This window comes from Psychromonas sp. Urea-02u-13, assembly GCF_002835995.1.
Classification (GTDB): domain Bacteria; phylum Pseudomonadota; class Gammaproteobacteria; order Enterobacterales; family Psychromonadaceae; genus Psychromonas.
Genome location: NZ_PJBZ01000068.1, coordinates 113,460 through 125,029 on the forward strand (window position 1 = coordinate 113,460; position 11,570 = coordinate 125,029).

The window sequence follows — 11,570 nt, forward strand, 5'->3', positions numbered from 1 at the left end:
AAATAACCAAGCTTCTTGATTTGCTGAGTGACTTACTCTCAAAATACGACCTAGAACCTGTCGAAAATAGATCTCTTTTTTTACCCTGCTTAGGTGACAGCAAACTTGTAATCTAGGGATATCAGTCCCCTCAGAGATCATTTCAACGCAAGCAATCCATTGAGTATCACTGAAGTGAAAGTGATTAATCTTATCTGAGGCGTGTTGCTCTTTGTAAGTAACAATCGTAGCTGATTGCTGAAAATATTCAGTAAAGTATTAACAAGATCTGCTCTGCATGTTCAACAGAGAAAGCTGCGATTAATCCTGCAACCTGCGAATTTTCCTTTCTTAATTCTGTTTGTTTTCTGACCCATTGAGTAATAATATAATTAATCACAACCTCATTTTTATCAGATCTTGATATGAAAGGATGTTTTTTTAATAAATCCTGCAAAGAACTGTCGTTTTTGGTCTCTTGTTTATTAATTGTAACTAAAATTTCTTCATTATCAGGATCGCTATATGTTGCTAGCGCGATAGGGGGAAGTCAGAGCGCCAAAGCGTGCCTGTTAATGCTAACGTAGATGAAGCTTGATCTTGGGTATTCTTAACAATGTCTTCTCCTCAAACATTTGCATCATCAACGGATGTATCACTGCAACGCAAGAAAAGAATAGAGGGGATGCATTGGTGCGTTTAAAAGAGTTAATTGTTTCTGCGGTAGTGGTGCACAAAGCATGAAGAGCAACTAAACCCACACGTAACTCTCAGAAGCGAAGAATTGATAAAAAACACAGCGTGGTTCGACTAAAAACTTACGCAGTAAAAAATAGACTTTTAATCTCGACATAGCAATCGCTATAAGGTCAGGATCGCTAAGCGACTTTTTTATTAAGCAGGGCGCTAAAACTAAAAAACCAGCACTAGGCTGGTTTTTTCATGCAGTTTAATTAAGAATTAATTAACGAGCACGGAATACGATACGACCTTTAGATAGATCATAAGGTGTTAATTGTACTGTTACTTTATCACCCGTTAAGATACGAATGTAGTTTTTACGCATTTTACCAGAGATATGTGCTGTCACCATATGGCCGTTTTCTAACTCAACACGGAACATTGTGTTAGGCAGGGTATCCATGATGGTGCCTTGCATTTCAATACTATCTTCTTTTGCCATTCTTAATGGATCCTTTAATGTTTTTTAATTACCTCTGTCATTTAGAGGCATAGTGCTAATTACAATCGGCGCATCATGCCAGAATTATCGGAAAGGGTAAAGGTTTGTTGTTTGTTTATTGTGCTATTTATCAAAATATCTGTTATTGAAAACTTTCCCACTCTCCATCAATAAAACGTTGGTGTGGATTAAATTGTGTTTTGTAATTCATTTTTTGACAATTTTCGATGTAATAGCCTAAATATAAGCAATCAACATTATGCTCTACAGCGAGTTTTAACTGCGTTAATACCGCAAATTTCCCTAATGAATTAGCGTGATAATCAGGGTCATAAAAGCAATAAAAAGCACTCCATGCTTTACTCTGTTCAGTGATGAGTTGATCGGTAATACTCACGGCAATCAATTTATCTTGATCGTAAATTTCAATAAACAGCGCTTGGTTCCAAGTGCTATGAATAAAGTCGTTATATTGCGTCTCTGAGGCCGGAAACATCGGACCATCATGGTGCACTGTATTGATATAGCGCTGGTAAAGATCAAAGTAATCTTCGTGAGGTGTCTTCGCTATTTTGACAATGAAGGAACTATTTTTGTTTATTAAACGTTTTTGGCTACGTGATAGAGCAAAAGCACTCACTGGAATACGCAGTGATTCACAAGCTTGGCAATGTTCACAATGAGGGCGATAAACTTGGTTGCCACTGCGCCTGAATCCATTTGCAAGTAATGTTGGGTAATAGGTTTTTGCATTCACCTCTGGCTCGATGAGCATGATCAAGGTTTCTTGGTGATCATCTAAGTATGAGCATGGAAAAGGCTTAGTGACGCCCACATTAAGTGAAGTAGATTGAGTAGACAAAAAACACCTGCTATTGTGATTTGATAAATAGACTAGATTAAGGACAGACCCATGAATGTACAAGCAATTATAGAGAAAAAACTAGCAGAGCATATCGATTGTGCTTTTTTACTGGTTGAAAATGAGAGTTTTCGACATGCCGTACCCGCTAATTCAGAAACCCACTTTAAAGTGACAGTGGTCAGTGATGATTTTTCAGGAAAATTATTAATTGCCCGCCATCGTTTGATTAATGGTCTATTATCTGAACAATTAGCTGGGCCGGTGCATGCATTAGCAATGCATACATACACCACTGAACAGTGGGAAAAAAAGGGCAATGTAGCACCCACTTCAGCTGATTGTATGGGGGGAGGAAAATAGTGACTGGAGTGAATGTTAAATAAAAACAGATTTTTATACATTTGTTTCACATAAAACTTTGAACTCAATAGTCCAACTCTACGCAATAGCGATGGCAATCCCCTTATAAATAATGGTAATATATGGCCGAATTTTTTAGTCTACTTGTTAACCATTTGTTAACAACTATTTGTTAACAAACGAGTGACTTGTAATGTTTTTATGCCGAAAGGCATCTAACTCTTCTTCCCGTAAACATAGTGCAAGAGAATATGATTACTATAAAAAAAGGACTGGATCTCCCAATTAGCGGAGTGCCAGAGCAAGTGATTCAGAATGGTCCTGCCATTACTGAAGTAGCTATACTAGGCGAAGAATATGTTGGTATGCGTCCGTCTATGGCTGTTAAAGCCGGTGACACTGTAAAGAAAGGCCAGATTCTTTTTTCTGATAAAAAGAATCCAGGCGTTAACTTTACCGCTCCAGCATCTGGTGTAGTTAAAGAGATTAATCGTGGTGCCAAACGTGTATTGCAATCAGTTGTTATTTCAGTTGAAGGTCAAGAGTCAATCTCTTTCCCTAAATTTGAAAGTGCACAGTTAGCAAAATTAGAACGCGCAACGATCGTTGAGAACTTAGTTGAATCTGGTGCTTGGACTGCGCTTCGTACACGTCCATTTAGCAAAGTACCGGCAATTGATGCAGCACCTGCGTCAATTTTTGTAACAGCAATGGATACTAATCCTTTAGCTGCTGACGCTGAGTTAATCATCAATGAAAACCAACAAGCATTTATCGATGGATTAGCTGTGTTATCACAGTTAACAAGCGGTAGAGTGTACGTTTGTAAAGGCGTGGGTACATTACCTACATCAGACGTAAGCACTGTTGAAGAGAAGCTATTCTCTGGTGTTCACCCTGCAGGTCTTGCGGGTACACACATTCATTTCATTGACCCTGTTTCCCTTGCTAAACAAGTTTGGTCTATCAATTACCAAGACGTAATTGCATTTGGTCAACTGTTTGTAACGGGTGAGCTTTATGTTAATAAAGTTATCTCGCTAGCTGGTCCTGGCATCACTAAACCACGTTTATTACGTACCGTCATTGGTGCATCAATTGCACAATTAACAGCAGATGAGTTAGTGGCTGGTGATGTACGTATTATTTCTGGTTCAGTATTGTGCGGTGTAACAGCTTATGGCGCAGTTGCTTATCTTGGTCGTTACCATAATCAAATCTCTGCGTTGCTTGAAGGCTACGAGAAAGAGTTATTTGGTTGGGGATCTCCGGGTGTAAATAAACACTCTGTTGCACGCGTATTCCTTTCAGCACTAAATAAAGCGAAACGTTTTGCATTTACGACCACCACGGGTGGTAGTAATCGTGCGATGGTGCCAATTGGTCAATATGAGCGCATTATGCCGCTTGATATTCTTCCAACTGTATTATTACGTGACTTAATTGTTGGTGATAGTGATGGCGCGCAAACATTAGGCTGTTTAGAGTTAGACGAAGAAGATTTAGCATTATGTACTTATGTTTGCCCAGGCAAATATGACTATGCTTCAATCTTACGTGACAACCTAAGTAAAATTGAGAAGGAAGGCTAACCATGGGTCTTAAACATATAATTGAGAAAATGGAGCCGCATTTCGAAGCAGGAGGACGCCATCAAAAATGGTATGCCCTGTATGAAGCAGCTGCCACTTTCTTCTACACACCGGGTTATGTAACCAAAGGCCTCACGCACGTTCGTGATAACCTTGATTTAAAACGAATGATGATTTTCGTTTGGTTAGCAACATTCCCAGCAATGTTTTACGGTATGTACAATACCGGTATTCAAGCAAACGAAGCTATCGTTGGTGGCTATGCTGCCCTTGATGATTGGCGTGTTGCGATATTAAATCTGTTAGGCGTTACCATGGGTAATGGTGCTAGCTTATTTGATAACTTCCTGTTTGGTGCGATGTATTTCCTACCTATCTATGCGGTTACCTTTATTGTTGGTGGCTTCTGGGAAGTATTGTTCGCAAGTGTACGTAAACATGAAGTAAACGAAGGTTTCTTTGTTTCTTCTGTGTTGTTTGCATTGATCGTTCCTGCAAGTATCCCACTTTGGCAAGTTGCTTTAGGTATTACCTTTGGTGTTGTTGTTGCTAAAGAGATATTTGGTGGTACAGGTCGTAACTTCTTAAATCCTGCATTAGCGGGCCGTGCTTTCTTATTCTTTGCATACCCAACTGACATCTCTGGTGATGCAGTTTGGACAGCAGTAGATGGTTTCTCTGGTGCAACATCACTTAGCGTGATGGCACAAGGTGGCTTAGAAGCGGTTCAAAGTAACCTATCGTGGATGGATGCCTTCCTAGGTAACATGCAAGGTAGTATTGGTGAAGTCTCAACACTGGCTATCCTCATTGGTGGTGCATTTATTGTTATCACTGGCATTGCATCTTGGCGCATTATTGCCGGTGTAATGATTGGTATGATTGCCACTGCTTGTCTATTTAACTTCATTGGTAGTGATACTAATCACATGTTCCAGTTACCTTGGTACTGGCATTTAGTGATGGGTGGTTTTGCTTTTGGTATGGTATTTATGGCAACAGACCCGGTATCTGCATCATTTACTAATAAAGGTAAATGGGGCTACGGTATTTTAATTGGTTTGATGGTTGTATTAATTCGTGTAGTTAACCCTGCTTTCCCTGAAGGTATGATGCTAGCTATCTTATTTGCTAACTTGTTTGCACCACTATTCGACTATTTTGTTGTGCAAGGAAATATCAAACGGAGGATGACACGTAATGTCTAATAAACAGGAAACATTCGGCAAAACGATACTTGTTGTACTGGCTGTTTGTCTAGTATGTTCAATTATTGTTGCTGGCGCGGCCGTTGGTTTACGCCCGCTACAGATAGAAAATAAAAAAATTGATAAGCAAAAAAATATTCTTGCTGTTGCTGGTCTTGATAAATCAGTTGAAGATGCGTTTAAATCTAATATTGAAACTAAATTAGTGGATTTAAATACAGGTGAATTCGTTGCTGATGATGAAAGTTATGATCAACGTACTGCTGCAAAAGATCCTGCAAAAAGCATTAAGCTAACTGCAGAGCAGAATGTTGCAAAAATTGGCCGTCGTGCAAATTTAGCAACGGTTTACTTAGTATCTGATGATAACGGTCAACTACAACGCATTATCTTGCCAGTTCATGGCGCTGGTTTATGGTCAACAATGTACGCATTTGTTGCTATCAAACCCGATGGTAATACGATTGACGCAATTACTTATTATGACCAAGGTGAAACGCCTGGGTTAGGTGGTGAAGTGCAGAATCCTCGTTGGCGTGGTCTGTTTGTTGGTAAAGAGTTGTTTGATGAAAATGGCTTACCAGCAATTAAGATTACTAAAGGTCAAGCACCTGCTGGCTCTAAACATGAAATTGATGGTCTATCTGGCGCAACACTGACTAGTGTTGGTGTTGAACATACCTTTACTTTCTGGTTAGGCGAGTACGGCTTTGGTCCATTCCTTACTAAAGTTCGTGAAGGAGCACTAAACAATGGCTAAATCTAGTGAATTAAGAGAGGTTTTAACCTCTCCTGTTGTTAACAATAACCCGATTGCATTGCAAATTCTGGGTGTTTGTTCGGCACTTGCAGTAACAACAACATTAGAAACTGCTGTTGTAATGACATTGGCTGTTCTATTTGTTACCGCATTTTCTAACTTGTTTATCTCAATGATCCGTAACTACATTCCAAATAGTGTACGTATCATTGTGCAAATGGCGATTATTGCTTCATTAGTAATTGTTGTTGACCAAGTAATGAAAGCTTACGCATTTGGTTTGTCAAAGCAGCTATCTGTTTATGTTGGTCTTATCATTACAAACTGTATTGTAATGGGACGAGCAGAAGCATTTGCGATGAAAAACAAACCCTTCCCAAGCTTCATGGATGGTATCGGTAACGGTTTAGGTTACGGTTTCATTCTTGTTTTAGTAGGCGGGTTCCGTGAGTTATTTGGCGCTGGTGCTTTATTTGGTATTGAAATTCTACCATTAACATCTAATGGCGGTTGGTACCAAAGTAATGGTTTATTACTACTTCCTCCAAGTGCGTTCTTTATCATCGGTGGTATTATCTGGGCAATTCGTGTTGCAAAACCAGATCAAGTCGAGCCCAAGGAGTAGTTTGAATGGAACATTATCTTAGTTTATTTATCCGTTCTATTTTCATTGAAAATATGGCGTTAGCTTTCTTCTTAGGCATGTGTACATTTCTTGCTGTATCGAAAAAAGTTAAAACATCAATGGGTTTGGGTGTTGCGGTTATTGTTGTACTGGGTATCTCAGTACCGGTTAACCAAATCATCTACTTCAATCTTTTAGCGCCTGGCGCATTAGATTGGGCAGGCTTTCCACAAGCTGACCTTAGCTTTCTTGGCTTTATCACTTTTATCGGTGTTATCGCTGCGTTAGTACAAATTTTGGAAATGGTATTAGATAAATACTTTCCTGCTTTGTACCAAGCTCTAGGGATCTTCCTACCGCTTATTACGGTTAACTGTGCCATCTTCGGTGGTGTATCGTTTATGGTTCAACGTGAGTACAACTTACTTGAGTCAGCGGTTTACGGTATTGGTAGTGGTGTTGGTTGGACATTAGCAATTGTTGCATTAGCGGGTATCCGTGAAAAAATGAAATACTCAGACGTGCCAGATGGTTTACGTGGTTTAGGTATTACATTTGTAACAGCAGGCTTAATGGCATTAGGTTTCATGTCATTCTCAGGTATCCAACTATAACAATTTAGGCTGTTTTTCAGCTCTAAAAAGTGCTTAGTAAGATGTTTTAGCTTAGGAATCGTTACAAAATAACTTGCTCTAAATTGTTTTCAAAAAACCTCAACCGACTGGTTGTTTTGAAAACAAAAGAACAAGTAATTTTGAAGCCGATCCTTAATTGAATTTCGGAGGTGTTTTTCACCTCCCCAAACAAGGAAAAAGTCGAAGATGGACAATAATATTGAAATCTTTCTCGGCGTTGCCATGTTTACGATTGTTGTTTTAGCCTTAGTCGTTATTATTTTGGCAGCAAAAGCAAAATTAGTAAGCTCGGGTGACATTACAATTGCCGTTAATGGTGATGCAGAGAAAAGCATTACAACACAAGCCGGTGGTAAACTACTGGGTGCATTAGCAAATTCGGGTATTTTTGTATCTTCAGCCTGTGGTGGTGGTGGTACATGTGGTCAGTGTCGTGTAAAAATTAATGACGGCGGTGGTGATATTCTACCGACTGAACTTGACCATATTAGTAAAAAAGAAGCAAAACTAGGCGAGCGTTTAGCCTGTCAAGTTAGTGTTAAAGAAGACATGAACATTGAGCTTCCTGAAGAGATCTTTGGGGTTAAAAAATGGGAATGTGAAGTTATCTCTAATGGTAATGAAGCAACCTTTATTAAAGAGCTTAAATTACAAATTCCTGATGGCGAATCTGTCCCGTTTAAAGCCGGTGGTTACATTCAGATTGAAGCGCCTGCGCATCATATCAAATACAAAGATTTTGATATTGAAGAGCAGTACCGTGGCGATTGGGAACATTTCAAATTTTTCGACTTAGAATCTAAAGTTGATGATGAAACGATCCGTGCTTACTCAATGGCTAACTACCCGGGTGAAGAGGGTATTATCATGCTGAACGTGCGTATCGCTACGCCACCGCCACGTGATCTATCTATGCCATGTGGTAAAATGTCATCGTACATCTTCAGCCTTAAAGCTGGCGACAAAGTTACTATTTCTGGTCCATTTGGTGAGTTTTTTGCTAAAGAGTCTGAAAATGAAATGGTATTTGTTGGTGGTGGTGCTGGTATGGCGCCAATGCGTTCTCATATCTTTGATCAGTTCCGTCGCTTGCATACTACTCGTAAAGTTAGTTTCTGGTACGGTGCGCGTTCTAAGCGTGAAATGTTCTATGTTGAAGATTTTGATTCGATTGCTAAAGAGAATGAAAACTTCGAATGGCATGTTGCATTAAGTGATCCTCAAGCAGAAGATAACTGGGAAGGTTACACTGGCTTTATCCATAATGTATTGCTAGAAAACTACCTTAAAAATCATGATGCACCAGAAGATTGTGAGTTCTACATGTGTGGTCCTCCTGTGATGAACTCTGCGGTTATCTCAATGCTTAAAGAATTAGGCGTTGAAGATGAAAACATCATGCTTGATGACTTTGGCTAAATAAGTGATTAATCATTAATGAGAAATCAGATAACTAAATGGCTAGCCTTAATCGGGCTGGCCTTTTTTATTTCCTCTTGTAGCGAGCCAGTGCCTAAATCGAAATTAGTGATGGTGCAAGGTAAAACGATGGGCACCTATTATCAGGTGACTATGGTACTTCGTGAAGCACAACTGAGTAAGCCCGATTACACGCTTAGCGCGATGCAAATTGAAATAGATAAGAAACTTGAGCTAGTGAATGATCAGATGTCAACATACCGACCTGATTCTGAGCTTTCATATTTTAACCAAGCCAAAACATCTTTTACTGTTTCACCTGCCACGGCCTATGTTGTTAAATCATCATTAGCGTTGTTTGAACAGTCTGAAGGTGCATTTGACGTCACCGTTGGACCCCTTGTTAATTTGTGGGGATTTGGACCCGATAAGAGACCTAACAAAGTCCCTTCTGATGAGATTATTGCATCACAGCAAAAAAGAGTCGGCAGTCAGTATCTGAGTATTGAAGGTAATACGCTGTTTAAATCTATTCCTGATCTTTATGTCGATTTATCATCTATCGCAAAAGGTTACGGTGTTGATGTTATTGCTGAATACTTACAAAATATCGGTATCAATGACTATTTAGTTGATATTGGTGGTGAGTTACGCGCAAAAGGCGTTAAACCTGCTGATAAACAATGGACACTTGCTATTGAAAGACCGGTAGCAGGGCAAAACGTACAACGTCTTATCCAGATTGGTGATAATGCAATTGCCACCTCAGGCGATTATCGTAACTATTATGAATTTGATGGTATTCGTTACTCGCATACTATCGATCCTAAAACGGGTAAACCGATCAAGCATAAATTAGTTTCGGTGACGGTTATTCATGCAAGTAGTATGATGGCAGATGGTTTAGCGACGGTTATTACTGTATTGGGGCCTGAAGCGGGTTTTGAGTTTGCACAAAAACATAATCTAGCCGTATTTTTATTGGTTAAACAAGGTGAGGGCTTTATTGAGCATTTCACTGCTGCGTTTAAACCTTACCTATTTGAGGAGAAATAATGATCTACTTTATTGCTACTTTTGTGGTCTTTTTATTAGTGGTTGTCGCAATGGCGATCGGTTATATTTTTAATAAAAAAACCATCGGAGGAAGTTGTGGTGGCCTTGCTTCTGTAGGTATTGAAAAATCTTGTGACTGTGATGATCCTTGTGAAAATCGAATCAAGAAAAATGCAGAAGCAGATCGAGTTAAAAAGCTTGAAAAAGAACATCGTATTTTATAGTTAACAGTTTATACAAATGCCTGCTATTATCATCTCAATAATGGGCTTTGTAACATCGATTTTTAATCGCACCTATTAATCCTTTCATTGAAAAGGATTTTTTTTGCTTGAAAAACGATCAATGCTTTACTGTCACCCTGCAATTTACGACTAAATTGCTACTAAATTATACTGTTAGGATAAAATATTGCATCCATTTCAAACTCTACTGATTAGTCTCTGTTTCTTTATTAGTAGTTCATTAAATGTATATGTTAACGCTCTAGATGATTGGCTAGAGCTTGAAAGCAACAGTCTGGCTCCGCATAAAAAGATCGCTATCAGTAACACTCTACTTAAACAAAATCAGTTAATAAATGATAAAGAGGGAGAATTATACGCTTATATTCAATTAGCGCTTTCATCTCAGTCATTAGAAAATTTCCAACAATCAAAGCAATACTTGATATTAGCAGAACAATTAAACCAACAAGTTAACTCTACCACTGCGCGTATTAAAATTAATAATATCCAAGCCAGGGAGTTTTCTACGGAAGGAAAGATGAATGATGCTGTTGCGATAATGGCATGGTCATTAGCTTTATCATCGACGATCGACGACGTATTACTGCAAGGGGATACGTTAATGCAATATGCTTATATTATGCAATTAGACTCTCAACACGAGGTCGCCATTGAATCGTTGTATAAAGCGCAGCTGATTTTTGAGGAGCTTGAAGATAATAGTAAGGTGATGGCAGTGCAAAGTTACCTGGCTATGATTTACGCGGATTTAAAAAACTATCCAAAAGCCATTGAGTATTATGCCCACGCGGTAAGCTTTGCAAAAAAATTACAAGACGATTTCAACTTATCTATTTTCTATTATAACTTGGGAACCGCATATTCGAGTCTCAGTGATTGGCAGAAAAGCAGTGCTTATTTCTCGCAGGCAAGAGAGCTGAGCAGGGTATTAGATGACTCTGTAGGCATTGCGCTAGCGACAGCACGATTAGGCGGTATCATGGTAAAGAATCATCAATACCAAGATGCTTTGCCCTTGTTGCTTGAAGCAAACAATACACTACAGGATGATGGAACGGTTTTAATGCGTACGCGTTTAAAATTGGATATTGCGCTGAGTTATGCAAAGCAGCAAAAAATGACATTAACTAAGTTTTTCTTGCAAGAGGCTGATACTTTAAGCAAGGACGAAAAAGTGAATCGATACCCTTATAAACTAATGGGGGATGTTCATAGAGAGCTCGGTAATTACAAGCGAGCGGCGACTATATACGAAGCGCATATTGTACGTCTTAACAAAGAGTTTAAGGCGAAAAGAGAGTCATCCTTACAGCGTTTAGAAGTGGCCTATGATGTTCAGTTTGAAAAGTCTCGCAATGAGCTCTTACGTAAAGAAAACTTGCTTAAAGAAGCCAAATTAACCCAATATAATCAGTATCGTCTCATTCTTGTGCTCGTTCTTGCCTTAGTCTTGCTGATACTAGGCGCCACTTTTAGACAAATAAAAATACAACGCAATCACAAGCAGAAATTTAAAGATCTCGCCTTTAAAGATGAATTGACACAAATAGCGAACCGCCGTGGTATTTTAGCCTTTGCTAATGCCTGCCATCAACAACTTAAAATCAATAATAATTCGTTGATGATCGCCGTTATCGATT

Annotated in this window: 12 protein-coding genes; 10 read left to right on the plus strand and 2 right to left on the minus strand. The window is 39.0% G+C overall.

Going from position 1 to position 11,570, the window contains the following annotated elements; all coding sequences use genetic code 11:
• Positions 1-943: 943 nt before the first annotated feature.
• Positions 944-1,162, minus strand: a complete 219-nt coding sequence (gene infA / locus CXF74_RS13035) for a translation initiation factor IF-1 (RefSeq protein ID WP_015465665.1) — start codon at positions 1,160-1,162, stop codon at positions 944-946.
• A gap of 142 nt (positions 1,163-1,304) precedes the next feature.
• Positions 1,305-2,024 (minus strand): arginyltransferase, encoded by a 720-nt coding sequence (locus CXF74_RS13040; RefSeq protein WP_101082868.1) that lies wholly within the window; start codon positions 2,022-2,024, stop codon positions 1,305-1,307.
• 51 nt (positions 2,025-2,075) lie between these two features.
• Between CXF74_RS13040 and CXF74_RS13045 the strand changes: the two genes are divergently transcribed.
• The 10 genes from CXF74_RS13045 to CXF74_RS13090 all read left to right on the plus strand — a co-directional run.
• Positions 2,076-2,387: a BolA family protein gene (locus CXF74_RS13045; protein ID WP_101082869.1), complete on the plus strand. Its 312-nt coding sequence runs from the start codon at positions 2,076-2,078 to the stop codon at positions 2,385-2,387.
• Between the two features lie 251 nt (positions 2,388-2,638).
• On the plus strand, positions 2,639-3,979 hold the full coding sequence (locus tag CXF74_RS13050; RefSeq protein WP_101082870.1) for a Na(+)-translocating NADH-quinone reductase subunit A: 1,341 nt from the start codon (positions 2,639-2,641) through the stop codon (positions 3,977-3,979).
• Positions 3,980-3,981: 2 nt separating this feature from the next.
• Positions 3,982-5,187 (plus strand): NADH:ubiquinone reductase (Na(+)-transporting) subunit B, encoded by a 1,206-nt coding sequence (locus CXF74_RS13055; RefSeq protein WP_101082871.1) that lies wholly within the window; start codon positions 3,982-3,984, stop codon positions 5,185-5,187.
• Positions 5,180-5,947 carry a Na(+)-translocating NADH-quinone reductase subunit C gene (locus CXF74_RS13060; RefSeq protein WP_101082872.1) on the plus strand — a complete coding sequence of 256 codons (768 nt, stop codon included), beginning with the start codon at positions 5,180-5,182 and terminating at the stop codon, positions 5,945-5,947. The genes CXF74_RS13055 and CXF74_RS13060 overlap by 8 nt, the downstream gene beginning before the upstream one ends.
• Positions 5,940-6,572: an NADH:ubiquinone reductase (Na(+)-transporting) subunit D gene (locus CXF74_RS13065; RefSeq protein ID WP_101082874.1), complete on the plus strand. Its 633-nt coding sequence runs from the start codon at positions 5,940-5,942 to the stop codon at positions 6,570-6,572. Before CXF74_RS13060 ends, CXF74_RS13065 begins: the two co-directional genes overlap by 8 nt.
• Positions 6,573-6,577: 5 nt before the next feature.
• The gene (gene nqrE, locus CXF74_RS13070; RefSeq protein WP_101082876.1) at positions 6,578-7,186 is read left to right on the plus strand and encodes an NADH:ubiquinone reductase (Na(+)-transporting) subunit E; all 609 of its coding nucleotides are present in this window, start codon (positions 6,578-6,580) and stop codon (positions 7,184-7,186) included.
• Positions 7,187-7,393: 207 nt separating this feature from the next.
• Positions 7,394-8,626 carry an NADH:ubiquinone reductase (Na(+)-transporting) subunit F gene (gene nqrF, locus CXF74_RS13075; RefSeq protein WP_101082878.1) on the plus strand — a complete coding sequence of 411 codons (1,233 nt, stop codon included), beginning with the start codon at positions 7,394-7,396 and terminating at the stop codon, positions 8,624-8,626.
• Positions 8,627-8,716: 90 nt separating this feature from the next.
• Positions 8,717-9,682 carry an FAD:protein FMN transferase gene (locus tag CXF74_RS13080; RefSeq protein ID WP_332870272.1) on the plus strand — a complete coding sequence of 322 codons (966 nt, stop codon included), beginning with the start codon at positions 8,717-8,719 and terminating at the stop codon, positions 9,680-9,682.
• Positions 9,682-9,906 (plus strand): (Na+)-NQR maturation NqrM, encoded by a 225-nt coding sequence (nqrM, locus tag CXF74_RS13085; protein WP_101082881.1) that lies wholly within the window; start codon positions 9,682-9,684, stop codon positions 9,904-9,906. Before CXF74_RS13080 ends, nqrM begins: the two co-directional genes overlap by 1 nt.
• A gap of 187 nt (positions 9,907-10,093) precedes the next feature.
• Positions 10,094-11,570 (plus strand): tetratricopeptide repeat protein (locus tag CXF74_RS13090; protein WP_157822402.1); only part of this gene is annotated, 1,477 nt, incomplete at its 3' end.

Bases quoted from the DNA above. Each gene is read 5' to 3' on its own strand.
- infA (WP_015465665.1), bottom strand. From the start codon at position 1,162: ATGGCAAAAGAAGATAGTATTGAAATGCAAGGCACCATCATGGATACC.
- CXF74_RS13045 (WP_101082869.1), top strand. From the start codon at position 2,076: ATGAATGTACAAGCAATTATAGAGAAAAAACTAGCAGAGCATATCGAT.
- CXF74_RS13050 (WP_101082870.1), top strand. From the start codon at position 2,639: ATGATTACTATAAAAAAAGGACTGGATCTCCCAATTAGCGGAGTGCCA.
- CXF74_RS13055 (WP_101082871.1), top strand. From the start codon at position 3,982: ATGGGTCTTAAACATATAATTGAGAAAATGGAGCCGCATTTCGAAGCA.
- CXF74_RS13060 (WP_101082872.1), top strand. From the start codon at position 5,180: ATGTCTAATAAACAGGAAACATTCGGCAAAACGATACTTGTTGTACTG.
- CXF74_RS13065 (WP_101082874.1), top strand. From the start codon at position 5,940: ATGGCTAAATCTAGTGAATTAAGAGAGGTTTTAACCTCTCCTGTTGTT.
- nqrE (WP_101082876.1), top strand. From the start codon at position 6,578: ATGGAACATTATCTTAGTTTATTTATCCGTTCTATTTTCATTGAAAAT.
- nqrF (WP_101082878.1), top strand. From the start codon at position 7,394: ATGGACAATAATATTGAAATCTTTCTCGGCGTTGCCATGTTTACGATT.
- nqrM (WP_101082881.1), top strand. From the start codon at position 9,682: ATGATCTACTTTATTGCTACTTTTGTGGTCTTTTTATTAGTGGTTGTC.